This is a genomic window from Bacillus sp. ILBB4 (assembly GCF_035064545.1).
Lineage (GTDB): Bacteria > Bacillota > Bacilli > Bacillales > Bacillaceae_H > Priestia.
In genome coordinates, this window is the sequence record NZ_JAIQVD010000001.1 from 476,555 (window position 1) to 501,728 (window position 25,174).

The window sequence follows — 25,174 nt, forward strand, 5'->3', positions numbered from 1 at the left end:
TTTTCTCTCCTTACAATAGCGTAACGTTACATTTTATTTTGAATGCGGTATACGTAAGCTAATATTTCAGCTACCGCTTTAAAAAATTCTTCGGGTACTGCATCTCCTACTTTGGTTTGGTCAAAAAGTGCTCTTGCCAGCGGGCGGTTCTCTACCATGATGATTTCATGGCTTTTGGCAATCCCTTTAATCTTTTGAGCAATAAAATCCACGCCGCTGGCTACAACATAGGGAGCATCCATTTTTTCTTCATCATATTTTAAAGCAATGGCATAATGAGTGGGGTTTGTAATGATGACATCTGCTTTTGGAACTTCTTGCATCATGCGAGACATTGCCATTTCCCGCTGCTTTTGCTTTATTTTTGATTTGATTAGAGGATCCCCTTCAATGTTTTTATGCTCATCTTTGATATCTTGCTTTGACATTCGAATATTTTTCTCGAAATCAAACTTTTGGTACAAATAATCAAGCAGCGATAAAAATAAAAGCATAAGCGAGGCTGCAAGTCCCATTTGAAAAACAAGCTTAGACAGAACAACCAGCGAGTCCCCTATACTTTTTTGAGATAAATTTAATACATCTTCTATGTGAATCCATAAGATAAAAAACGTGACGGCTCCGATACACATAATTTTCAGCGTTGACTTGATTAGTTCTACCAGCGCTCTCATGGCAAAAATCCGTTTGGCTCCGCTAATAGGGTTAATCTTTTCTAACTTAGGCTGAAGAGCCTCCGTGGAAAAAAGAATGCCAACCTGCATATAATTCGCTCCGAGCGCAGCAATAAAAGCTGCGAGCATAACAGGACCTGCTGCAAGGGCTATTGAAGGAAGAAGGTGCTTAAACATTGCAAATACGCGCTCTGCCGTCACTTCCTCAAGCATATACGTTTGAAAAGCTTCTCTTAACAACTTCATCATTTGCTGTAAAAACTGTTTAGCTCCAAACAAAAAATAAAGAAAAACCATTAAAAGGATGAGCGCAGTTGTAACGTCTTGACTTTTAGCTACCTGTCCTTTTTTTCTAGAGTCTTGCTTTTTTTTAGGTGTAGCTTTTTCCGTTTTTTCTCCCGCGAAAAATTGCAAATCAACTTTTACTAAAAACAAAGCTACACCCCTCCTAATATGCGGATCATCGCGTGCATCGCTTCTATCATTTGTTCAAATATGATTTGCATCATATAAAACATGCTCCCCATCACGACAATCAGCAAAATAAAGGCAACAATAATTTTTACCGGAAATCCCACTACAAAAATATTTAACTGCGGAACGGTTCTTGCGACAATTCCAAGCGCGATATCTACTAAAAATAATGAACCTACCAAAGGTAAAGACATTTGAACAGCTACTAAAAACATCGATGAAAAAACAGTTATGATGTGTGTAGCAAATGCTTGGCTTCCCACAGGGAAGGCTGTTTTGTCTAACGGAATAATTAAATAACTATTATAGATGCCGTCTATTAATAAATGATGTCCATTGGTCGATAATAAAAATAGGAGAGCAAATACATATAAATATTGACCTAGTATCGGACTTTGCGCCCCTGTCTGCGGATCTATTACGTTGGCAATCGCAAACCCAATTTGAAAATCGATGAGACCTCCGGCAATTTGAATAGCCATAATAAATACATACGCAGTCAAACCAATAAACAACCCAACAGCACATTCTTTTACTACTAAAAGTACAAACTGTGCATCTAACGAAACGACGGGTAAATCAATCGTTGTCGCAATAATGACGGATAGCGAGGCAGACAAACCTACCTTATGAACTGCGGGAATCGTTTTGTATGAAAATAGCGGAACCGTGATAAAAAAAGACGTTACCCGCACTAGCACTAGTAAAAACGCGGGATAGGATAAGATCAACTGACTCATAGCTATCCTACGTACCGATACAGATTTGAAAAAATTTCATATGTAAATGAAATCATTTTTGATAACATCCACGGACCAAAAAATACAATCCCTACTAAGACCGCTACAATCTTAGGAACAAAAGCAAGAGTTTGCTCTTGAATTTGGGTAGTTGCTTGAAAAATACTAATAATGAGCCCAACTGCAAGGGCCAGCAGCAATAAAGGGCCAGATACAATTAAGATCGTATACACGCCTTTTTCTGCTAACGAAATGACAAATTCTCCATTCATTGTCTATCACCTATTGAAAACTTATTAATAATGATTTAACAACTAAATTCCAGCCGTCAACCAGTACAAATAGTAAAATTTTAAAAGGGAGCGAAATCATAACGGGAGGAAGCATCATCATTCCCATAGACATCAGCACGCTTGCTATAATCATATCGATAATGAGAAAAGGAATAAAAATCATAAATCCAATTTGAAATGCTGTCTTTAGCTCACTGATCGCATAGGCTGGGACGAGCGCCGTTAAGGGAATATCCTGAACAGAGGATGGTCTATCTATATCCGCATATTCTAAAAAAAGAGCTAAATCTTTTTGTCTTGTATGAGCACTCATAAATTCTTTCATCGGTTCAGCTGCTTTTTCATAAGCTTGATTCAGCGTGATTTTTTCTTTTAAAAGCGGCTGAAGCGCCTGTTCATTTACCTGAGAAAAAGTGGGTGCCATAATAAAAAACGTTAAAAACAGCGATAAACCAACTAATATTTGATTAGGAGGCATTTGCTGTGTCCCGAGCGATGTACGTACAAATGACAGCACAATGACAATGCGTGTAAAGCAGGTCATCATAATTAAAATTCCAGGAGCAACCGAAAACACCGTCAGCAGCAACAAGAGCTGAACAGACGTGGAAATATTTGTAGGACTGCTCGAGTTAAAGAGGTTCATCACTTCATTCATCGTTCTTTTTGTTCCTTTCTAACTCTTTTAGTACGTTTTGCCTTTTTATTTTCATTTCATTCATTTCTCTCTGAAAAAGCTGTTGAAAAGAATGACTAGATTTCTCTTCTTTTTTAGAAGTCAATTTTTCTAAAAAAGACGGTAGTACGACTTTATATTCGCTCTCGTTTTTCTGTTGTTCCTCATACTGCGTAAGCAGCTGCTGTTTCTCTTGCCCTGTAATTTCTGAAAGAAGCTGCACATTTTCACCGACTCCAATGATAAAAAGCTGATTTCCAACTTTAACTACTTGTACAGATTTGCTGCTTCCAACATTTGTACCACCCAAGTTTTGTACTACTTTATTTTTTTGCAGCAGCCTTCCTTTTTTATTGACAAATTTTAAGAGCACAAAAAGCAGCCCAATTACAAGTAAAAACGCGAATATCATCTTCACGATATCTCCAGCTGAAAGCGTAGGTGTCCCCTCGAGTTCAGTTTTTTCTTTTGAATCAGTACTCCCACTCTCTGAACACTTCTCCGTTTTTTCCAAACATTCTTTTACCGATGCAGATCCACTTTCTGCATAGACGATTTGATTTGATCCTGCTAATACGCTTATTAACAGCGCAGCAATTACGAACTTTCGCAGCATTGTCTGCCACCTCTTACTTCAACATAGTGTAAGATTAGCGGGAAAGCCCCGCCAATCTGTTGTTTATCCAATTGCTTTTGAAATTGCCTCTAATACACGATCTGCTTGAAAAGGCTTAACGATAAAATCTTTTGCCCCTGCTTGAATGGCATCAATCACCATTGCCTGCTGGCCCATGGCTGAACACATAATCACCTTAGCATCACTTTTTATGGTTTTAATTTCTTTTAAAGCCGTAATTCCATCCATTTCAGGCATTGTAATATCCATTGTGACAAGATCTGGTGCATGCTCTTTAAATAACTCCACAGCCTGCTGGCCATCTGCCGCTTCTGCTACTACTTCATATCCATTTTTCGTTAAAATATCTTTGATCATCATGCGCATGAATGCAGCATCATCTACAATTAAAATTCGGTTTCCCATCTCTACTCCTCCTAAAAATCATTACTTTAGTTTGTTAATACGGTCTTTTTGACTAATAATATCGGTTACGCGAACGCCAAAATTCTCGTCAATGACGACCACTTCACCTTTTGCAATTAATTTGCTATTAATCAAGATATCTACTGGTTCGCCTGCTAGTTTATCAAGTTCAATGATTGCACCAGAAGATAATGCTAAAATCTCTTGAACCGTTCGCTTAGTCCTTCCAAGCTCCACGGTAACTTGAAGCGGTATATCAAGCAGCATGTCTAAATTTCGTGAATCCCCTTGAGGAGAAGACACGTGCTCGAACTCTGAAAACGATGCGGGCTGAACATCAACTGATACATGACCAGGTTCTGCCTGCTGCGTTTCTTCATGCTGTATGTATTCAGCTGCCGGCGGTTCTATTTGCTTTTCGTTAAGATCTGATTCTTTTTCAATAGAAGCTGCCGTATCTTCTGCGCTTGGAACTAAGAGCTCTTCCACCAAGCTTTTGGCAAAAGATATCGATAAAAGCTGCATAATATTCGAATCGATTAATGTGCCTACCTTCAAATTAAAAGAGACCTTTACAAAGACGTCATCTTGGGGAATCAGCTCTGTGCCTTCCCCTTTTTGAATATTTAAAATATCTAAGCTCGGCGGAGAGATATCAATTTTCTTTTGAAATACCGTAGACATAGACGTCGCTGCAGAACCCATCATTTGATTCATCGCTTCCTGCACTGCACTCAGCTTAATTTCATCCATGATTTCCGTCGGACTCTCTCCCGTTCCACCAAGCATCAAATCTGAAATAACAGCTGCATCTTCATGTTTAATAACTAACAAATTCGTACCAGAAAAGCCTTCTGTATACTGAACTTGCACAGCGACATGAGGATTTGGAAATTCATCCGTCAGCTCTTCTTTATATACGAGCGATACAAACGGTGTGGTAATATCGACTTTTTGATTCAATAAAGCCGATAGCGCTGTTGCTGAACTGCCAAACGAAATATTTCCAATTTCGCCAAGCGCGTCTTTTTCCATTTCTGTAAAGTAATCGTCTACTTGACTTGACTTATTCGGCTCTGAAAACTCGTCAAGTGAAGAAGTTCCTTTTAACAACGCATCAATTTCATCTTGCGAAAGCATGTCATCGTTCATTCCTTTAGTTCCTCCTTTTAACATCATCTAGAATTTGCACAGCTACTTTTCGACTGACTTTTCCAGGCTGTGCAATAAATTTAGGTTGTTCTCCGACGTAAATAGTTAACGGATTATGAACGCTTGTTTGCAGTCGAATAACATCTCCTGCATCTAATGCTAGGAAGTCTTCAATTGAAATATCGGCTTTTCCTAGCTCGGCTACAACCTGCAATTCCGCATCATTAATTTGTTCCTTTAGCTGCTCAACCTCTTCTACATTAGGTTCTTTTTTCGAAGATTGCATCCAGTAATGAACAGACAGTTTGGACACGATAGGCTCAAGCGTCACGTGCGGAATACATAGATTGATCATGCCCGTTTCATCTCCAATTTGTACGTTTAATGAAATGACGATGACAATTTCATTTGGTGAAATTACCTGCAAAAACTGAGGATTCACTTCAAACTCTGATGTTTCAGGCTCAATTTCCGCAATAGAACTCCAAGCTTCTCTCATACTATCTAACGTTTTCTCTAACAAGTTTCGAACCAAGCTCGTTTCAATTTCCGTTAAGTTACTAATTTTCCCACCGCTCTCGCCTTGTCCCCCGAGCAAGCGGTCAAGCATCGCATAGGCAATGTTCGGATTGACTTCCATAATGATATGCCCTTCTAAAGGAGGGACAGCTATCACATTTAAGATGGTTACTTTCGGAACAGAGCGAATGAACTCCTCATACGGAATTTGATCCACGGATACAACGGACACTTGTACAACGTTACGAAGCTGCGCCGAAAAGACGTTGATGAGCATGCGCGCATAATTTTCATGAATTCGCGTCAAACTGCGAATCTGATCTTTTGAAAAACGCAGGGCGCGTTTAAAATCATATGTACGAATACGCTGTTTTTTATTTTCCTTTTTTAGCTCATCCGCATCCATCTCTCCGGTTGATAACGCGGATAATAGGGCATCAATTTCATTTTGTGATAATACATCCCCTGCCACTAGCTTCCCTCCCTTTTTCTTTACTGCAACACTTTAGACGTTGTATAAATTTTAACAACATGTCCGTTTTCCATTAATTGATCAATTTGTTTTGCAATATCTGTTTCTAACGTGCTGAGTCCTTGCGTTCCTTCAAAATCTTGGGCGCTCATATCTGAGAGCCTTTTGATAATAATGTCTCTTACTTGAAAATCTCTTTTTTGAAGCTCTGCCGCTGCTTTTTTACTATCCATTTGAATTTTAAAAGAAATGCTGATGTAGTTATTGCTTTTTAAATTTGTTTTAATATCCGTTACATCTACAGAAGCTTTAATCACATCGTTGATAGATGGACCTTTTTCAGTACTTGCCTGCCCTGTATACTTTAGCGTCACGATAACAGCAATGCTTCCTATTAAAGTAAGAGAAAGCATGATAATAATCATCTTACTAATTAGCTTATTTTTAAACACACTTTATTCCTCCGTCGTTTGCTGCAGCCCTAATACGTTAATTCGCTGATAATAGGTCGTCACTTTCTCATTCACTTCTTCAACTGAATCCTTTACCACTAGCTTTTTGTTATTCGTTAGCGTAATGGTCGTATCGGGAAATGCCTCAACCTGCTCGATGTAGAGAGCATTTAACGTAAACGTTTTGCCGTTTAGCCTTGTTAAAGTGATCATAATCAATCGGAGTAATACTTACTCCTTCCTCCCGCCTATCGTTTCAGATTCACTAGCTCTTGCAGTATTTCATCGGATGTTGTAATAATTCTTGTGTTCGCTTGAAATCCGCGCTGTGCAACAATCATGTCCGTGAATTCCTCTGATAAATCAACGTTGGACATTTCAAGGGCGCTTGATACCAGAGTTCCTGTACCGCTAGCTCCTGGGTTTCCTACTAAAGGATTTCCTGAGTTTACGCTTTTAGCAAATAGATTTCCTCCTGCTTTTTCGAGGCCTTCGTTATTTGCAAATTTAGCAAGTTCAATTGTTGGTGTATTTGGAGTTATATTTCCATTAGCATCTATGATATTAACCTTTCCATCTGCTCCTATACTGTAGCTCTTACTTGTTGAAGGAATGTTAATATTTCCTCCTCCAGTTTTTTGTACGTACAGTCCATCACCCGTCACCAAATTACCGCTGCTATCTAAATAAAAATTCCCAGCTCTTGTGTAGTAGTCCGATTTCCCATCATTTACAACAAAATAGCCGTCTCCAGAAATAGCCAAATCAAGCGGACGCCCCGTTGACTGAATGCTTCCTGCCGTTTGAACTGTATCAATCGTGCCAATCTTTGAACCTAACCCGACTTGTTTAGCATTAACACCTCCACGGTTAGCTCCCGGTGCCGTTGCCCCTGCTACCTGCTGACTCACTAAATCTTGAAACGTTGTACGTCCTTTTTTATAGCCGTATGTATTAACGTTGGCAATGTTATTTCCTAGGACATCTAATTTGGTTTGAAAATTTTTCATGCCGCTGATTCCTGAATACATCGAACGTAACATAAAATCACTCCTTAAATTTGGTTGGTTAACTGCTTACTTCTAAGATATCGTTTAGCGAAAGTACCGTATGATTTTCATCATTGATCCTAAACGATACCTCATTGTTTTTGACGGATGCTGTCGAAATGACTCCTTGCTTTTTATTTCCTTCTTCATCTAACCATGCAGCGGTTTTACCAATTAATTCGCTTCCTTTTAAAATAGGGGAAGCCTGAGACTGCGTTAAAAACGTATTGAGCGATGTGCTCATATTTGTCATTTGTTCAAGAGATGAAAACTGGGCCATTTGAGCAATAAAGTCTTTGTCTTGCATTGGATTCATTGGATCTTGATTTTGAAGCTGAGCAATCAAAAGCTTTAAAAAGTCATCTTTGCCAAGCGAGCTGTTTCCCGTTTGCTTCACTTGTGTCTCCCTATTGCTTAAATACAAGTCAGACGTAATTTCATTTGTCATTGTTATCACCTATACGTTGTAGTTAATGAGCGCTGCTTCAAAAGAAGATAGAAAGGAAGCCGATTCTTCCAATTGTTGTGACTCTTGATCTTCTTCTTTTTTAAACGCTTCTTTTTCCTGTCTTTCTTTTTGCTGATCATTTTCATTGTTATACGACATCGCTTGTTCTGACAGTAGCACATCGATTTTATCAATTGATACATGCTGAGACGCGAGACCGTGCCGCAAAGTTGAAAGGTTGGAGTCCAATAACTCTTTTGTTTTTGCTGACGATACGACAATTCGTGCAACCGTTTCACTGTCTTTCTGAAGCATTTCAATTGAAATCGCACCTAGCTGTTTTGGAAATAACTTAATGAAAAGCTTGGATGTTCCCTCTTCAATACTGAACGAAGCTTTACTCCATATTTTTTCCAGCTCGTTTACCAAATTGCTAGACTGTTGATAGTCAGATTTTGCTTGCCCTAGATAAATAGAGAACTGCTGAAGCTTAGGCATTTCTCCAGTTCCAAAGGATGATGACTGATTCTCTACTGTCGCTCCGGTTGTGTTTGTACCTGCAGAACTTTCGCTATTTTTTAAAGAGCTATTTGTATCTATACTTTCGCTGTGTAATACCACATCTTTTTTCCATGGAAGCTGATTGAAAAACGGTACTTTTTCTTCTTTACGAAAAGCGTTCGTATTTCTCACAGAACTTTCTGAAGCGGTATGAACAGCGTCCACACCAACTTTATCAACATCAACGGATACATGCTGAGATGTGAGAGCTTGCCGTAATCTGAAAAGGTTGGCGTCTAACAGCTCTTTTGTTTTCGCTGACGATACAACTACTTGCGCAATCGTTTTATGATCTTGTTGAAGCACTTCAATTGAAATCGTACCTAGCTGCTTTGGAACTAACTTAATGGAAAGCTTGGATGCTCCCTCTTCAGTACTGATTGAAGCTTTACTCCATATATTTTCCAACTCGTTTACCAGATCTCTAGACTGTTGATACTCAGATGTTGCTTGCCTTAAATCAATAGAAAACTGCGGCACTTTTTCTTGTTTACCAAAAGCGTTCATATCTTTTACAGAAGTTTCTGGAGCTGCTTGAACAGCGGCCACATCGACTTCATCAACGGATACATGCTGAGAAGTCAGAACTTGCCGTAAAGTCGAAAGGTTAGCGTCTAACAGCTCTTTTGTTTTCACTGACGATACGACCACTTGCGCAATCGTTTCATTTTCTTGCTGAAGCACTTCAATTGAAATCGTACCTAGCTGTTTTGGAAATAACGCAATGAAAAGCTTGGATCTTCCCTTTTCAGCACTGAGCGAAGCTTTACTCCATATTTTTTGCAGCTCATTTAAAAGATTGTCAGACTGTTGATGATCAGATTTCACTTGCCCTAGATCAATAGAAAACTCTTGGACCTTAGGTACTTCTTTAGATTTAAAAGATAATGGAGTATTTTCTAACGTCGCCCCGGCCGTGTTAGCAGTGAAAGAAATTTCACTATCCTTTTTTGAACTATCCCTATCCATACTTTCGTTACGTAAAATCACATCTTTTTTCCATGGAAGCTGATTCAAAAGCGGCACTTTTTCCTCTTTATGAAAAGCGGTCATATCTCTTACAGAACTTTTTTGGGTTGCTTGAACAACGGCGAAGAAATCAGCTGAGCGCTTTTCATGTAAGGTATCGGTTAATACACGTGGTTGTTTATGAAATTTCTCTATTTTTTCAGCAGCAGTTTTCTGCAAGCCTTGAAGCTGCGAATCCGAAAGCTTCACTGACTGCAGCTGCGGTTTTTGTAGTTCTTCCATCAGCTGAGCAAACTCTGTTCGAAAAACAGCTGACGTATTTTTACATAGTTCCAGCAAGGTAGAAATAGAAGTTAAATACTGTTCTTGACTGTCTGTTTCAGGTGAAACAGGTGCCCGCTGCATGTCTGTTAGCACGTGCTGCAGCTTTAGAAGCGGCTGTTCCAAATCTAGACTACTTGGAATACTACTGATCATCTCGGCTAGATGTTCGTACAAGACAGATGGTTCATCTTCTTGATCTTCTGCTTCGCTTAACTGAATCGCAATTAACCCGACCGCTTTGAAGACGTCTTGATCTACCGCTTGTTTATCGGATGATTTCTCCCCGCGCGTTAAAGGCTGCGCATCTAGCTGCTTAAGCTGCTGAACAATTTCTTCAAAAAAACCCTGAGTCTGAATAACAGCTGCTTTTTCATCGCAGTTTACCTTTGATGCAGCTGCTGGACGTAGTGAAATTTCCACTGTTTTCACCTCTGCTTTTATTCCTCAATCTGATCTGTTAACAATGTCGTATAGCGTGCAGCTACTTTTGGATCCATTTTTTCTAAGATTGCCGTTCTTGTACTCGCTTTGAACTGCTTAAGCATCGCGACCGCTTTGTCTTCTTTTAATTCGGCAAAGATAAGTGCTGCATTTTTAGGAGACATGTTTTCATAGGTAGCAATGACATCTTTTTTTGCCAGCTGATTGTTCTTTTGTTTTTTCGCTTCATCATCGGCTTTTTCTTCCATATCGCGCATTTCAATTTTTAGTTCATCCATTTGACGATCTTTTGTAGTGATCGTTTTCTCATAAGCTGCGATTTGCTTTTCTTTCGTGCTCAGCTTCTTTTGAAGGCTATAAACCTGCTTTTGTATTTCTTCATTGCTTTCTTGAATATTTTCATTTTTTTGCGACTGTTCACTTGATACAAACGGAATGGCGTGTGTAATACCTGAAACTTTATCATTTACATTAACGCCTAAAAGCGTCAGAACAATATAAGCCGCCAAGATGAGGAACACCGCTGGAATAAAGATTAAAAATAAAAACACTTGGCTTTTACTGTAAGACTTTTCTTCTTCGTACTCTTCTCTTAGCTCTTTTTGATTAGCCATGTTGTCCACCTAATTCCTATGCAGCATATACTGCTGTAGCGACAGCTCATCCATTTGCTTCGCTTCTAACTGTTTTTCCGCGGTTATATAAGAATCGTAGTCTCTCTTTTTTAACTTTTCATACTTCTTTACTTCTATGTTCTTTTCTTCTAGCTTCAGTTTTTTTAAGTTCATTTGCTGTCTTGCAAACATGACCTCTTGTTGCAGCCTCTCAATCACTCGTTCGGCACTTGTTAAAAACTGCTGAAATGACGTAATTTCTAAAATAGAAAGCCCTTGCTTCATTTTGCCCGTATGCTGTTCAATCAGCGTTTCTTTTTCTTTTAACTTTTTATAAAGCTTTTCACCCGCTGTTTCAAACTGCTGTAAGGATTGATTATATTGAGATAGCAGTTCATCTTTTTCATTTGACTTGATTGCCATTATTTTAGATAACCTAAATTCATATGCCATATTTACTCACCTTTCACAAACAGTTCACAGAGCTTTATTACACTTGTTTCAAATGATGGATGTTCGTTCGTTTTTTGCTTTAAAAATGCATCAATGACAGGGTGATAGTGGATGGCCTCATCAATGTAAGCAGAAGATCCTCTTTTGTAGGCACCTATGTTAATTAAGTCTTCAGAATTAGCATAGGTAGCCATTAATGAACGCAGTTTTTCAGCTGCTTCTTTATGCCGTTCACTTACGATATGGTTCATCACCCGACTAACGCTTTTTAAGACATTGATGGCCGGATATTGACCTTTATTGGCCAGCTCCCGGTCTAGTACAATATGTCCGTCTATAATGCCTCGCACCGTATCCGAAATAGGTTCGTTCATATCATCACCGTCTACTAATACAGTGTAAAAAGCAGTAATAGATCCATGTTGATTAGTTCCTGTACGTTCAAGCAGCCTTGGCAAGCTAGCAAAAACAGATGGTGTATAACCTTTGGTAGTTGGAGGTTCACCTACGGCTAATCCAATTTCTCTCTGAGCCATTGCTACACGAGTAACAGAATCCATCATCATCATGACGCTCAGCCCCTCATCTCGAAAGTATTCAGCAATAGAAGTAGCTGTATATGCTGCTTTCATTCGAAGTAGAGCAGGCTGATCCGAGGTAGCAACTACTACAACGGAGCGCTTTAACCCTTCCTCTCCAAGATCTCGCTCAATAAACTCTCTAACTTCTCTTCCTCGCTCGCCTACAAGGGCAATGACATTGATATCTGCTTTTGCATTCCGTGCAATCATCCCGAGCAGCGTACTTTTTCCAACACCGCTTCCTGCAAAAATACCTATGCGCTGCCCTTGACCTACTGTTAGCAAACTATCAATCGTTCGTACCCCTACTTCAATCGGCTGTTCAATAGGCGGACGCTCTAAGGGATTAGGGGGGTCTTGATCAGTTAAAACAAACGGCAAATAATGAGAAAGTTCAGACCCGTCTAAAGGGTTCCCTAACGAATCAAGCACTTGACCTATTAACTCTTTTCCCACGCTTACCTGCAGAGGTTTTTCTGTCGTTTCCACTAGGCAGCCAGGTCCGATATATCGAACAGACGTATAAGGCATTAAAATGACGTGCTCACCGTTAAAACCAACAACTTCCGCACGAATTTTATCTCCTCGTTCACTAAGATGAATAAAGCAAACATCTCCTATTGACGTTCTAGGTCCTCTAGATTCAATCATCATTCCTACTACTCGGCTAACTTTCCCGTACCGTTTAAAAGAAGATGTGCGCGGGATTTCATGAATGAGTTGTGCGACTTTCATGTTTACTCTCCTCTAACAAACGTTCTTTTAATTTTTTCTTCATTTCTGTTAACTGACTATCAAAAGAAGCAACAAGACGGCCATAAGAGGAATCAATGACACAATCCATTTCCTGAAGATTTTCATCTGCATAAATAAATAGCCCGGTTTCTCCGTTTAATAAATCGAACAGTTCTCGTTTATGTTCACATACATATGCATATTTTTTCGGAGAAACAAAAAGCTGGATTTCTTTATGTTCTCTAACTTCTTTTAAAGACCTTGCAACAAGTGATAAAAATGATTCATCTCTTTGAAGCTGCTCATTTAAAATCGTTTCAGCGAGGGCGAAACCTAATTCAAAGATGACTTCTTCAGATTGATTTATATATTCGTAGTACTGATTCTTTGTTTCGTCAACAATGTTTCGCGACATGGCTAATACATGCTCATACTCTTGTTTTCCTTGAAGCAGCCCTTCTTCGTATCCTTCTTCATAGCCTCGCTTTTGTTCTTGTTGAAACAGCAGCACCTTCTCTTCTTCCCACTGCTTTTTCAAACGTTCAACTTCGTTTTGAGCTTGTTTGCGGTAAGCGTCTGCCTCGGCCTTTACTATTTCAGCTTCACTGTGCGCTTGTTCAATAACGTGCTGTGCATTTTCTTGCTGAAGATGTTCTTCTGCGGGCTCATCTTGTATCGGAAAACCAAATGGAATGACTTGAATGCGCTTAGCATTTTCGTCTGAAAGTTTGTTCGTATAAGTTGATTTAATGATATTAGACAATAATATCGTCTCCTCCACCTCGAGCTAGTACAATTTCACCAGCATCTTCTAAACGTCTAATTGCAGCAACGATACGTGACTGAGCTTCCTCTACATCTTTCAAACGCACAGGACCCATAAATTCCATTTCTTCTTTAAACGTTTCCACCATACGGCTAGACATATTTTTAAAAATAATAGATTTCACTTCTTCACTTGCTACTTTTAAGCTCAACAATAAATCATCATTTTCTACATCTCGTATCACACGCTGAATAGAACGGTTATCGAGCGTTACGATATCCTCAAATACAAACATTCGCTGTTTGATTTCTTCTGCTAATGCCGGATCTTGAATTTCAAGCGTATCAATAATAATTTTTTCAGTCGCTCGGTCTACTCCATTTAATACTTCAACTACCGCTTCTAAACCACCTGTTTGGGTGTAGTCTTGGGTAACAGTAGCAGAAAGCTTTCTCTCTAAAATTTGCTCCACTTCATTAATAACTTCCGGAGACGTACTTCCCATCGTTGCAATCCGTCTTGCAATATCCGCTTGCCTTTCCTGAGGCAGTGATGATAAGATTTGTCCTGCCTGTGGCGGCTCTAAGTAAGATAAAATAAGGGCAATCGTCTGAGGGTGCTCATGCTGAATAAAATTTAACAGCTGCATAGGATCAGCTTTTCTGGCAAAGTCAAACGGACGAACTTGCAAAGAAGAAGTTAATCGATTGATAATCATCATCGCCTGCTCTGGTCCAAGTGCTTTTTCTAACACCTGTTTCGCATAACTGACTCCTCCTTTTTCAAGGTAGTTTTGAGCAAGCGTTATTTGTTCAAACTCATGAAGCACAGCTTCTTTTAGAGACGGCTCTACTTTTCTCACTGAAGAAATTTCAAGCGTTAGTTGCTCAATTTCATCTTCACTGAGATGTTTATAGATAGAAGCTGATACATCCGGACCGAGAGAAATCAACAAAATTGCTGCTTTTTGCTTTCCAGTTAACTCATTTTTTTGCATAGCCTTTACCATTAGCCTTCCTCCTAATCCTCACTAATCCATGTTCGCAGCAGTTTTGCAAACTCTTCCGGGTCTTGCTTCGCTAACGTTTCAAGATTGCTTTTTGTTTGCTGTTCAGCACTTAAAACAGGGGCTTTTTGTGCTGCTTCATATGCTTCAAAAGTTTCATCATACTCTTCATCATATTCCTCTTCATCTAAGTCTTGACGCCTTTTCCTAATCAACAGCACAATAAGAACAACAATAATAAGCAGCAGTGCTCCTCCGATTATATACATCCACAATGGAATCGAACTTGCTGTGTTGTCAGCTGTTTCTTGTCCATTAAACGGCTGAACGGAAACGGTAATCTTATCGCTGACCGCGTTATCCGAGAGAGCTTTCGTATTTGCATCTTTTGAAATAGAAGTACGGACAATTGTACCTAACATTTTTTGAACGTCTGACTCAAGCGTATCGGAAACTTGCGATTTCCCTTTTGCATTGGACGGATCTATCATTACTTGAATGCCAAGGTCTTGAATTTTGTATGGACTTTCGACGATTTCTTTATGAATTCGATTCACTTCATAATTAATTCGTTCTTCATTTTTTTCGTAGTCTCCGTCTCCACTTGTTGTACTGGATGAGTAATTTGTTGTATCTTCTTCTCCTGTTCCAGCAACGCCTCCATCTTGAGCATTTTTACCAGAAAATGTTTCATTAATTTTTTCAGCGCTAACGGCAATTCCTTGCATATTATCTTTATCAACAGGCTCTACTAGCTTTTCTTCGCGATTTTCCTGTGTAAAATCAAGATCTGCTGTAACAGAGACCATTACTTTATCTTGACCGACCAGTCTTCCTAGCATTTGCTGTACTTGACGCTGAATATCTCGCTCAACTTCTTTTTTCGCTTCGTTCTGCGAAGCAAATGAGCTAGAAGCTGAATTCGTTTCGTTACCTTTTAAATCAAAGTACTCAAAATATTGGTTCATGATGACGATATTATCTGTAGGAAGGTTTGGCACACTTTTGGATACTAAATGATAAAGAGATTTAATTTGCTGATCATCAAATTTATAACCAGCCTTTGTATTAAGCACAATCGATGCTGATGCTTCTCCCTGCTTTTCATTCGCCCAGACGCTTTCATTGGGAAGGGTAATCATCACTTTTGCATCGTTGACTCCTTGAATGTTTTTCATTAAGTTAGCCAATTCAGTTTGCATCGCATCGAGTTTTAACACATCAAATTCATTATCTGTCATACCAAAGCTCGCATTTTTCCCAAAAAACGAATAGTCGATACTTCCGCTATCAGGAATTCCTTGTGCAGCTAAATCAACTTTTAGCGAGTCAACGCTTTGTTCAGGCACCGAAATGGTTGTTCCGTTATCAGAGATTTCTGAAGGAACGCTTCTAGCATCAAGCTCCGCTTTGATTTGTCCTGTTTCTTGAGCCGATAGATTGCTATAAAGAGGGACAAATTTATCCTGGTTTAAAAAAACAGATGCTAAACTAATGGCTAGAATAGCCGCAAGAGGAGCAGTGATAAGGGCTATTTTCTGTCCTTTTTTGCGGTTATTCCAAAAGACTTTCATCTTATCTCGATAAAGAGCTATTCTTTCATTCATGGTATTCCTCCGGTTATTACTATTTTCATTTTCTTTAATAACCGCTCAATTACATTTGCATTCTCATCATTTCCTGATAGGCTTCAACAGCTTTATTGCGTATTTCAAGAGCCGTTTGCATCGTAATACTTGCTTTTTGAGCAGTAATCATTACATCTTGGATTTCGACGTTTTCTCCTTTAGCAAGCTTTTCAGTCTCTATATCCGAAGCGCGTTGAGTATTGTTTAACTCATTGATTGAGTCTTTTAAAAACGTTGAAAACTGTTGAGTTGTTTGTCCAGTGCTAGTAGAAGCTGCTGTTTTTGCTATTGCTATTTGATTGCTGATACCATTAATCATTTTATCACTCCTTTATTTCCCAATTTCTAACGCCTTTGTTAATATACTTTTGTTTGTATTAAAGACCGTCACGTTTGCTTCATAAGATCGAGTAGCACTAATCAAATCCGTCATTTCCTTTAAAGGATCTACATTCGGCATCTTTACGTACCCTTGGTCATTCGCATCTGGATGCGTCGGGTTATATACTAAATTAAAAGGAGTATTATCTTCTACGATATCTGTGACTTTTACACCATTGTTTTGATTTTTATTAATTTCGGAGTGTAAGAGGGACGAAAAAGAAGGCGAACGATCAGACTGTATGACAACCATTTTTCTTTTGTAAGGCTGCCACTCACCATTAACGTACGTCCCTCTTGTCGTTTCAGCATTCGCCATATTAGATGAAACAACGTCCATCCTTAAACGATTGGCAGTTAAAGCTGAAGATGTAATATTCATATTTTGAAAAATAGTCAAGCTTATTTACCTCCTCTAATGACTGTTTGAAGAGAATTAAATTTTCCATTTAAACGATCTACTAGCGCCTCATAGTAAATTTGATTTTCAGCCATATCCGCCATCTCTTTATCCATATCCACATTGTTTCCATTTGCTTGATAGGAAGTGTTTCCTTGCTGGGTAATCACTCGCTGGGATGAATCGGAAAATGGGATATGTTTTGAATCAGTCTGATATGCTTCTAACTCGTTATGTAATAAATCTCGGAATTCACTCGTACGCGATACTGTTTTCGATTTATAATTTGGAGTATCAACGTTTGCGATATTTTGTGCAATCGTCTGCTGCTTTTGTGACGCGTAGCTAATTCCATTTTCAATTGTTTGAAAAGTAGTTGAAAACAAACTCAATTCTTACACCTGCTTATCTATTCTATTTTCCTCAAAAATGAGACAAATTTCGACTTTAGTACCATAGAACTTATTGTAAGAAAAACTTTATGCAATGTCTATCCTTTTTTAAGAACTTTTGGACTATAAACCAAAATTTTCATTCGTTTTCCAAGCATATTTTAACATCAATGCTATACTTTAGCTCTATTTTTTAAATTTAAAATCAAAATATATACCATAAGTCCTGAACAATATGTAATAAAAGTAACGATTTGTAATCAACTAGTATCTTTTTACTATTTAAAGATTCTATAATATAATTTTTAGATTTTTATATGAAGTTTGTTATAGATTTGTAAAAATAGTGAACGAATCGTCTTAACTCACAGCGAACCTTTTTGTACTGAGAGCACACAAAAAAAAGCACACGGGCTTTGCCCGTGTGCTTTTTAGTTCATAAACTTAGTTAGATTTTAATTTTTCAAGCTCTACTAAGAATTTGTTGTTAAGAACTTTAATGTAAGTTCCTTTCATTCCTAAAGAACGTGATTCGATAACGCCAGCACTTTCTAATTTACGTAGCGCATTTACGATTACTGAACGTGTAATTCCAACGCGGTCAGCAATTTTACTTGCTACTAATAGTCCTTCATTTCCATTTAACTCTTCAAAGATGTGCTCAATAGCTTCTAACTCACTGTATGATAATGAGCTAATTGCCATTTGTACAACAGCTTTGCTACGTGCTTCTTCTTCAATTTCTTCTGCTTTTTCACGAAGAATTTCCATACCTACTACCGTTGCACCGTATTCAGCAAGGATTAAGTCATCGTCTTCGAACTGACGGTCTAAACGAGATAGTACAAGCGTACCTAGACGCTCTCCGCCTCCGATAATTGGAACGATTGTTGTTAGCCCTGCATCAAATAAGTCTTTATTTTCAACTGGAAAAGCTGTATATTGACTTTCAATGTTTAAGTTAGAAGATGTTTCTTGAATGTTAAATAAGCTTTGAGTATATTCTTCTGGGAACTGGCGTGCTTCTAACATATCTTTCATGCGCGCATTCTCAATTTGCTGTTTAACAGCGATTCCTAATAATTTACCACGACGGCTTACTACGAATACGTTTGATTCGATAACTTCGCAAAGTGTTTCAGCCATTTCTTTAAAGTTTACTGGTTTACCAGCTGCTTTTTGTAGCATTGCATTAATCTTTCTAGTTTTCCCTAATAAATCCATTAGTACTCTTCCTCCTGCGATTTCAGTTCTATAAAATAAATTGACTCAAATCTTTGTTTTTAGCGATTTTTTCTAATTTTTCTTCCACGTACTGCGGAGTAATCACAATTTTCTCTAATGTTACTTCTGGTGCTTCAAACGATAAATCCTCTAGCAAACGTTCTAAAATCGTATGAAGCCTTCTTGCACCAATATTGTCTGTATCTTGATTCACCTGATATGCAATTTCTGCAATCTTACGTATAGCATCGTCAGAAAATTCAATTTGTATACCTTCAGTTTCCAATAATGCCGCATATTGCTTTAATAACGCATTATCTGGCTCTACTAAAATGTTTATAAAATCTTCAACGGTTAGCTTCGTTAATTCAACGCGAATTGGGAATCGACCCTGCAATTCTGGAATTAAATCCGACGGTTTTGATACATGGAAAGCACCGGCTGCTACAAATAAAACATGATCAGTTTTGACTGCGCCATATTTTGTAACAATCGTTGACCCTTCTACAATTGGTAAAATATCTCGCTGCACGCCTTCACGTGAAACGTCAGCGGAAGATGAATTAGCACTTTTTTGAGCAATTTTATCAATTTCGTCAATGAAAATAATTCCGTATTGTTCTGCACGGTTCACAGCTTCTTGCGTCACTTCATCCATATCAATCAATTTTTGCGCTTCTTCATTTGTTAATACTTTTCGTGCATCTTTAACAGTAAGTTTGCGCTTTTTTTGTTTTTTAGGCATAAAATTACTTAAGGCATCCTGCATGTTCATGCCCATTTGTTCCATACCCGAACCTTGTAACATATCAAACATAGAAGGCTGTTGCTCTTCTACTTCAATTGTGACATAATGATTTTCAAGCTCTCCTAAAGCAAGCTGATGAGCAATCTGCTTGCGCTTCGTTGCAATATTCGTTTCCTCATCTTGATCAGGATCCGCATCGCTTGACTGTGTACCGTTTGAAAAAATCATTTCAAACGGATTTTTAAACGATTGCTGCTTCTTTTTGCTTGGAACAAGAAGCTCTACTATCCGCTTGTTTGCATTTTCTTCAGCACGATCACGCACGCCGTTCATTTTTTCTTCTTTCACAAGTCGAACTGACGTTTCCACTAAATCACGAACCATTGATTCTACATCGCGTCCTACATATCCAACTTCCGTAAATTTTGTTGCCTCAACCTTAATAAAAGGTGCACCGACAAGCTTAGCTAAGCGGCGTGCAATCTCGGTTTTACCCACACCTGTAGGACCAATCATTAAAATGTTTTTCGGCACAACTTCATCACGTAAAGATTCGTCTAGCAGACCGCGTCGATAGCGATTTCGCAGCGCAACAGCGACCGCTTTCTTTGCCTTCGTTTGACCAATAATATACTGATCGAGCTTTTCTACAATTTGTCGAGGTGTTAAATGAGAATTCATAAAAAAATCCCCTTTCCTACAGTTCTTCTACAATAATATGATCATTTGTGTAAACACATATCTCACTTGCTACATCTAAAGCTGCTTTTGCAATTTCTTTAGCTGTTAAATGTTCGCCTGCATGTTGTTTTAATGCACGTCCCGCTGATAAAGCATAATTTCCGCCTGATCCAATTGCTAAAATGCCGTCGTCCGGTTCAATAACTTCACCCGTTCCTGATACTAGCAGTAAGTTATCTTTGTTCATAACAATAAGCATTGCTTCTAACTTTCGCAATACTTTGTCACTTCTCCATTGTTTAGCAAGCTCAACGGCTGCACGCTGAAGATTTCCGTTATACTCTTCAAGCTTCGTTTCAAATAATTCAAAAAGAGTGAATGCATCAGCTACTGAACCTGCAAAGCCGGCAAGAACTTGCCCTTGAAATAGACGTCTTACTTTTCGAGCAGTATGTTTCATAACAACAGCATTTCCGAACGTTACTTGTCCGTCCCCAGACATGGCACATTGACCGTTATGCTGAACCGCAAAAATCGTAGTAGCATGGAAAGTAGACAAATTAACTCCTCCTTTTATGCGCGAGGATGGTGATTCATATAAACTGCCTTTAAACGATCCTTCGTCACATGTGTGTATATTTGAGTGGTTGATAAATGTTCATGACCTAGCATTTCTTGAACTGTACGTAAATCTGCCCCTTCATTTAACATATGAGTCGCAAAAGTATGCCGCAAAACGTGTGGACTAATATGTATATTCTCAGCGGTCTTCTTTACTAACTGATCAATGACTAAGCGTATGCCTCGGTCTGTCAACGGTGTCCCCTTATAATTTAAAAAGAGCGAATGAGTATCAGAAGGAGCCTTTTTTAAAAGAAGCTTTCTTCCATTATCTATATATACTCTAAGAGCGCCCTTGGCATAACAGCCAAATGGCACGTACCGTTGTTTTTTCCCTTTGCCATATACGAGCAAAGTTTGAAGTGAAAAATCTATATCGCTAAGCTTAATAGATGCACATTCACTCACTCGTATTCCGGTGGCATACAGCAATTCTAATAGAGACTGATTACGCTGCCCTAACGGAGTTGTTAAGTCATTCATTTGAAATAATTTCACAATCTCCTCTTCATACAGAAAGCGAGGATTTCGCTCTTCCTTTTTAGGAAGGGTAACGAGCGCAAATGGATTATCTTCTACTAATTCTTCTCTATTTAAGTAACGATAAAACGTTCTCAAACAAGAAATTTTGCGTGACATCGATCTTTTTGAATACTGCTTTTCATATAGGCGTGTTAAAAACAGCCTTGCATCAGCATATGTAACACTTTGTAGGTTTTGTATTTGCTCTTCCTGCATAAAAGACATGAAGATACCTATGTCTTTTTCATAGCAGTCAACTGTATATTTTGAATAGTTTTTCTCAATTTGTAAATATTCTAGAAAGGAATTTAATACATCTTTAACAAATTCCAATGTTATCACCTCACAAGGGCTACTAAATATTATCACAATTAAGTAGCCCTTGCAAACAATTTTGATTATTTTGTTGTAAAATTCTGAATAGTTTCCAATGCTCTTTTAGCAAGCGTTTCATTTCGTTCTTGTTTGTTTTTGATTCGCACTTCCAATTCTTTGAATAAGCCAAAGTTGGCATTCATCGGCTGGAAGTTTTTAGCGCTTGTATGTGTGATATAGTGAGCCATACTGCCAATCGCCGTTTCCTGCGGCAATACAACCAATTCTTCACCAAGTACAAGTCGAGCTGCGTTCATTCCGGCCATTAGTCCGCTCGCCGCTGATTCTACATATCCTTCTACTCCCGTCATTTGTCCAGCAAAGAATAAGTCATCACGCTCACGATATTGATACGTCGGCTTTAACAATTTAGGAGAATTAATAAACGTATTTCTATGCATAACTCCGTAGCGTACTACTTCTGCATTTTCCAAACCTGGAATTAAGCTTAATACTTCTTTTTGTGCTCCCCATTTTAAATGTGTTTGAAAACCTACGATATTATATAGTGTACCTGCTGCATCATCTTGACGAAGCTGAACAACTGCATAAGGTCGCTTTCCTGTTTTCGGATCTTCTAACCCAACTGGTTTCATTGGTCCAAAGAGCATTGTTTTTTCTCCGCGTGAAGCCATTACTTCAATTGGCATACATCCCTCAAAATAAATTTCTTTCTCAAATTCTTTTAAAGGAACCGTCTCTGCATTGATTAATGCTTCATGAAAACGTTGGAATTCTTCTTTTGTCATCGGACAGTTTAAATAGGCAGCTTCCCCTTTGTCATAGCGAGATTTAAGATATACCTTATCCATATCAATGCTGTCTTTTTCAATAATAGGTGCAGCCGCATCGTAAAAATATAAATAATCTTCACTTGTTAACGCACGCAGCTTTTCTGATAAATCTTTTGACGTTAACGGACCTGTTGCAATAACAGTTGGTCCTTGTGGAATTTCCGTAATCTCTTCATTAACAACCGTTACGTTTGGATGGTTTTTAACGCTTTCCGTCACACGAGCGGCAAATTCGTGACGGTCAACAGCCAGTGCTCCACCTGCTGGAACCGCACACTCGTCTGCTGAACGAATAATTACAGAGTCTAATAATCGCATTTCTTCTTTTAACACACCCACTGCATTTGTTAATGTATTCGCACGCAGTGAATTACTACATACTAATTCAGCAAATTTGTCCGTATGATGAGCAGGTGTTTGCTTTACTGGTCTCATCTCATAAAGACGGACTTTCAAACCGCGCTTTGCGATTTGCCAAGCCGCTTCACTTCCAGCAAGACCTGCTCCGATAACATTAATTACTTGTTCATTCATTGTAAATCCTCCAACTTCATTTCTATCTTTTCTATCATTTTACTTATTCATTCACTTGTCTTTTCCTTTTTTAACGGGACAAAGAAAATGCGACATTACTCAATGTCGCTAATAACGTTTCCATTTTAGCACATGAAGCAATGTCGCCGCATCTTATATAACTGCTATTTTTAAATTTAAAGTGTGGGAATTCATCCCATTCTCTTTTACTGCTGAGCTTCCTCTTTATAATCACAACTTGTACAGACGACTTGAGTTCCTTTTTTCTGTTTCTTCTCCACAAGCAGATTTTCACATTTCGGACATTTTCTTGCAATCGGCTTATCCCAAGATACGAAGTCACAGCCCGGGAATCGATCACAGCCATAAAATGTACGCTTTTTCTTCGATTTTCGCTCAACGATATTTCCTTCTTCACATTTCGGACACTTTACACCAATCTCTTTTACAATTGGCTTTGTGTTGCGGCAGTCAGGAAAATTAGAGCATGCCATAAATTTTCCGTAGCGTCCCATTTTGTATACCATAGGTGAACCGCATTCTTCACAATCTTCTCCGGCAGGTTCATCTTTAATCTCCACTTCGCGCATTTCTTTTTCAGCATGTTCTAAGCGTTTTTCAAAATCACTGTAAAATTCGTCAATAACACGCACCCATTGAACATTACCATCTTCCACTTCATCCAAATCGTTTTCCATTTTAGCTGTAAACTCTACATCTAAAATTTCCGGAAAAAACTCCAATACAAGCTCTAGTACAATTTCTCCAAGTTCTGTTGGAACAAAACGCTTGTTATCGAGCGCTACGTACCCGCGCTTTTGAATCGTGTCAAGTGTTGGGGCATATGTAGACGGTCGGCCAATGCCTAGCTCTTCTAATGTCTTGACTAAACGAGCTTCAGTATATCTTGGCGGCGGCTGTGTGAAGTGCTGCTTTTCATCAATGTCCTTAGAATAAGCTACTTCTCCTTCTTCTAAGTCTGGAAGAAGATTTTCTTTTTCCTCCACTTGATCATCATTGCCTTCAACATACACTTTCATAAAGCCTGGAAATTTAACTTTCGAGCCGTTTGCTCTAAATGTTACGTCTCGATTTTTCAAATCTACAGCCATTGTATCCATAATTGCAGGTGCCATTTGACTAGCAACGAAGCGCTCCCATACTAGCTTATACAGTCGATACTGATCACGCGATAAGAACTCTTTTACCTCTCCTGGTTTACGAAGAGCTGAAGTTGGACGAATCGCTTCGTGGGCATCTTGCGCGTTCGAATTTTTCTTTTCTTTACGCTTTTCCGTTGCCACAAACTGATTTCCGTATGCGTTCGTAATGTAATCTCTAGCTTCTGTTTGAGCTGTTTCTGAAATACGAGTAGAATCGGTACGCATATACGTGATAAGACCTACTGTACCTTCTTTTCCTAAATCAATTCCTTCATATAATTGCTGCGCAATCATCATTGTTTTTTTCGCTCGGAAGTTCAGTTTCCGCGCTGCCTCTTGCTGTAATGAAGACGTGGTAAAAGAAGGAGCCGCATTACGCTTTCGCTCACGTTTTGTTACTTTAGAAATTGAAAATTCATTTCCATCTAATTGTTTAACAATGTTGGTTACATCATTTTCATTCGATAGCTCTACTTTTTTCCCTTGATATTCGATTAACTGGCCTTCAAATTGGTCGTTCCCTTTTTGAAAAGTTGCTTTTACCGTCCAGTATTCTTCTGGGATAAACTTTGCAATTTCTTTTTCACGATCAATAATTAACCGCACTGCAATTGATTGAACCCTTCCGGCACTTAATCCTTTTTTCACTTTTTTCCACAGCAATGGACTGATGTTGTAGCCAACCAGCCTGTCAAGGATACGGCGTGCTTGTTGAGCATCTACTAAATCCATATTAATTGCTCGTGGATGTTTAAAAGATTCTTTAATCGCTTCTTTTGTAATCTCGTTAAATACTACGCGACAGTCCGATGCAATGTCTACATCCAAACTGTGCGCCAAGTGCCATGCAATCGCTTCTCCTTCACGGTCTGGATCGGCTGCTAGGTAAATCTTTTTTGCTTTTTTAGCCGCTGTTTTTAGTTCTTTTAAAACCGGGCCTTTCCCGCGAATTGTAATATATTTCGGATTGTAATCCTGTTCAATATCAATTCCCATTTGACTTTTAGGTAAATCGCGAACATGTCCCATCGATGCTTTTACTTTATATTTCTTTCCTAAATAACGTTCAATTGTTTTAGCCTTTGCAGGCGATTCTACAATTACTAGGTAGTCAGACATCTATTTGTTCCTCCTCAAGAGGTAGAATAAAATCTTCATTATTATTAAATATTTGGTTCTTGTTTGTCAAATGTCCAAAAGATAAGTCATACGATTTTACTACGTATCTCAGTAGTATTTCATACCATGCAAGAATATGACTACTTTGAAA

28 protein-coding genes are annotated in these 25,174 nt (G+C 38.6%); all 28 read right to left on the reverse strand.

Annotated elements, in window-relative coordinates:
- Window positions 1-26: 26 nt before the first annotated feature.
- On the reverse strand, window positions 27-1,109 hold the full coding sequence (gene flhB / locus LAV82_RS02580) for a flagellar biosynthesis protein FlhB (protein WP_013084780.1): 1,083 nt from the start codon (window positions 1,107-1,109) through the stop codon (window positions 27-29).
- A gap of 2 nt (window positions 1,110-1,111) precedes the next feature.
- Window positions 1,112-1,888 carry a flagellar biosynthetic protein FliR gene (fliR, locus tag LAV82_RS02585; RefSeq protein WP_013058861.1) on the reverse strand — a complete coding sequence of 259 codons (777 nt, stop codon included), beginning with the start codon at window positions 1,886-1,888 and terminating at the stop codon, window positions 1,112-1,114.
- 2 nt (window positions 1,889-1,890) lie between these two features.
- Window positions 1,891-2,160 carry a flagellar biosynthesis protein FliQ gene (gene fliQ / locus LAV82_RS02590; protein ID WP_211077390.1) on the reverse strand — a complete coding sequence of 90 codons (270 nt, stop codon included), beginning with the start codon at window positions 2,158-2,160 and terminating at the stop codon, window positions 1,891-1,893.
- 10 nt (window positions 2,161-2,170) lie between these two features.
- The gene (fliP, locus tag LAV82_RS02595) at window positions 2,171-2,839 is read right to left on the reverse strand and encodes a flagellar type III secretion system pore protein FliP (protein WP_013058863.1); all 669 of its coding nucleotides are present in this window, start codon (window positions 2,837-2,839) and stop codon (window positions 2,171-2,173) included.
- Window positions 2,832-3,473, reverse strand: a complete 642-nt coding sequence (locus tag LAV82_RS02600; protein ID WP_499715623.1) for a flagellar biosynthetic protein FliO — start codon at window positions 3,471-3,473, stop codon at window positions 2,832-2,834. Before LAV82_RS02600 ends, fliP begins: the two co-directional genes overlap by 8 nt.
- Before the next feature lie 63 nt (window positions 3,474-3,536).
- The gene (locus tag LAV82_RS02605; protein WP_013058865.1) at window positions 3,537-3,899 is read right to left on the reverse strand and encodes a response regulator; all 363 of its coding nucleotides are present in this window, start codon (window positions 3,897-3,899) and stop codon (window positions 3,537-3,539) included.
- 21 nt (window positions 3,900-3,920) lie between these two features.
- Window positions 3,921-5,051: a flagellar motor switch phosphatase FliY gene (fliY, locus tag LAV82_RS02610; protein ID WP_499715624.1), complete on the reverse strand. Its 1,131-nt coding sequence runs from the start codon at window positions 5,049-5,051 to the stop codon at window positions 3,921-3,923.
- Between the two features lie 4 nt (window positions 5,052-5,055).
- On the reverse strand, window positions 5,056-6,042 hold the full coding sequence (gene fliM / locus LAV82_RS02615) for a flagellar motor switch protein FliM (RefSeq protein WP_116742345.1): 987 nt from the start codon (window positions 6,040-6,042) through the stop codon (window positions 5,056-5,058).
- Between the two features lie 20 nt (window positions 6,043-6,062).
- Window positions 6,063-6,494: a flagellar basal body-associated protein FliL gene (gene fliL, locus LAV82_RS02620; RefSeq protein WP_499715625.1), complete on the reverse strand. Its 432-nt coding sequence runs from the start codon at window positions 6,492-6,494 to the stop codon at window positions 6,063-6,065.
- A 3-nt stretch (window positions 6,495-6,497) separates the two neighbouring features.
- Complete coding sequence (locus tag LAV82_RS02625) at window positions 6,498-6,707, reverse strand: flagellar FlbD family protein (RefSeq protein ID WP_025601682.1); 210 nt, start codon at window positions 6,705-6,707, stop codon at window positions 6,498-6,500.
- A 35-nt stretch (window positions 6,708-6,742) separates the two neighbouring features.
- Entirely contained in the window at window positions 6,743-7,537 is a 795-nt protein-coding gene (gene flgG / locus LAV82_RS02630) for a flagellar basal body rod protein FlgG (protein ID WP_013058870.1), read from the reverse strand.
- Window positions 7,538-7,562: 25 nt separating this feature from the next.
- Complete coding sequence (gene flgD / locus LAV82_RS02635) at window positions 7,563-7,991, reverse strand: flagellar hook assembly protein FlgD (protein ID WP_098563263.1); 429 nt, start codon at window positions 7,989-7,991, stop codon at window positions 7,563-7,565.
- Between the two features lie 9 nt (window positions 7,992-8,000).
- Window positions 8,001-10,265 carry a flagellar hook-length control protein FliK gene (locus LAV82_RS02640; protein WP_499715627.1) on the reverse strand — a complete coding sequence of 755 codons (2,265 nt, stop codon included), beginning with the start codon at window positions 10,263-10,265 and terminating at the stop codon, window positions 8,001-8,003.
- A 17-nt stretch (window positions 10,266-10,282) separates the two neighbouring features.
- On the reverse strand, window positions 10,283-10,900 hold the full coding sequence (locus LAV82_RS02645) for a MotE family protein (protein WP_211077386.1): 618 nt from the start codon (window positions 10,898-10,900) through the stop codon (window positions 10,283-10,285).
- A 9-nt stretch (window positions 10,901-10,909) separates the two neighbouring features.
- Complete coding sequence (gene fliJ, locus LAV82_RS02650; RefSeq protein ID WP_013058874.1) at window positions 10,910-11,353, reverse strand: flagellar export protein FliJ; 444 nt, start codon at window positions 11,351-11,353, stop codon at window positions 10,910-10,912.
- 2 nt (window positions 11,354-11,355) lie between these two features.
- A complete protein-coding gene (gene fliI, locus LAV82_RS02655) occupies window positions 11,356-12,669 on the reverse strand; it encodes a flagellar protein export ATPase FliI (protein ID WP_499715628.1) in 1,314 nt (437 codons plus the stop codon).
- Window positions 12,644-13,432, reverse strand: a complete 789-nt coding sequence (fliH, locus tag LAV82_RS02660; protein WP_211077383.1) for a flagellar assembly protein FliH — start codon at window positions 13,430-13,432, stop codon at window positions 12,644-12,646. Before fliH ends, fliI begins: the two co-directional genes overlap by 26 nt.
- Entirely contained in the window at window positions 13,425-14,444 is a 1,020-nt protein-coding gene (fliG, locus tag LAV82_RS02665; protein WP_025750326.1) for a flagellar motor switch protein FliG, read from the reverse strand. Before fliG ends, fliH begins: the two co-directional genes overlap by 8 nt.
- 11 nt (window positions 14,445-14,455) lie before the next feature.
- Window positions 14,456-16,048, reverse strand: a complete 1,593-nt coding sequence (gene fliF / locus LAV82_RS02670; RefSeq protein WP_499715629.1) for a flagellar basal-body MS-ring/collar protein FliF — start codon at window positions 16,046-16,048, stop codon at window positions 14,456-14,458.
- Window positions 16,049-16,097: 49 nt separating this feature from the next.
- Window positions 16,098-16,388 carry a flagellar hook-basal body complex protein FliE gene (gene fliE / locus LAV82_RS02675; protein ID WP_211077381.1) on the reverse strand — a complete coding sequence of 97 codons (291 nt, stop codon included), beginning with the start codon at window positions 16,386-16,388 and terminating at the stop codon, window positions 16,098-16,100.
- A 12-nt stretch (window positions 16,389-16,400) separates the two neighbouring features.
- Window positions 16,401-16,850, reverse strand: a complete 450-nt coding sequence (gene flgC, locus LAV82_RS02680; RefSeq protein WP_064472089.1) for a flagellar basal body rod protein FlgC — start codon at window positions 16,848-16,850, stop codon at window positions 16,401-16,403.
- Window positions 16,851-16,852: 2 nt separating this feature from the next.
- Entirely contained in the window at window positions 16,853-17,242 is a 390-nt protein-coding gene (gene flgB / locus LAV82_RS02685; RefSeq protein WP_028411435.1) for a flagellar basal body rod protein FlgB, read from the reverse strand.
- 444 nt (window positions 17,243-17,686) lie between these two features.
- Window positions 17,687-18,466 (reverse strand): GTP-sensing pleiotropic transcriptional regulator CodY, encoded by a 780-nt coding sequence (gene codY, locus LAV82_RS02690; protein ID WP_013058882.1) that lies wholly within the window; start codon window positions 18,464-18,466, stop codon window positions 17,687-17,689.
- Window positions 18,467-18,494: 28 nt separating this feature from the next.
- A complete protein-coding gene (gene hslU / locus LAV82_RS02695; RefSeq protein ID WP_013058883.1) occupies window positions 18,495-19,895 on the reverse strand; it encodes an ATP-dependent protease ATPase subunit HslU in 1,401 nt (466 codons plus the stop codon).
- A gap of 16 nt (window positions 19,896-19,911) precedes the next feature.
- Entirely contained in the window at window positions 19,912-20,454 is a 543-nt protein-coding gene (gene hslV, locus LAV82_RS02700; RefSeq protein ID WP_013058884.1) for an ATP-dependent protease subunit HslV, read from the reverse strand.
- A 14-nt stretch (window positions 20,455-20,468) separates the two neighbouring features.
- Window positions 20,469-21,371 (reverse strand): tyrosine recombinase XerC, encoded by a 903-nt coding sequence (gene xerC / locus LAV82_RS02705; protein ID WP_013058885.1) that lies wholly within the window; start codon window positions 21,369-21,371, stop codon window positions 20,469-20,471.
- A gap of 65 nt (window positions 21,372-21,436) precedes the next feature.
- Window positions 21,437-22,741: an FADH(2)-oxidizing methylenetetrahydrofolate--tRNA-(uracil(54)-C(5))-methyltransferase TrmFO gene (gene trmFO, locus LAV82_RS02710; protein WP_013058886.1), complete on the reverse strand. Its 1,305-nt coding sequence runs from the start codon at window positions 22,739-22,741 to the stop codon at window positions 21,437-21,439.
- Window positions 22,742-22,947: 206 nt separating this feature from the next.
- Entirely contained in the window at window positions 22,948-25,023 is a 2,076-nt protein-coding gene (gene topA / locus LAV82_RS02715) for a type I DNA topoisomerase (protein ID WP_499715632.1), read from the reverse strand.
- Window positions 25,024-25,174: the final 151 nt, after the last annotated feature.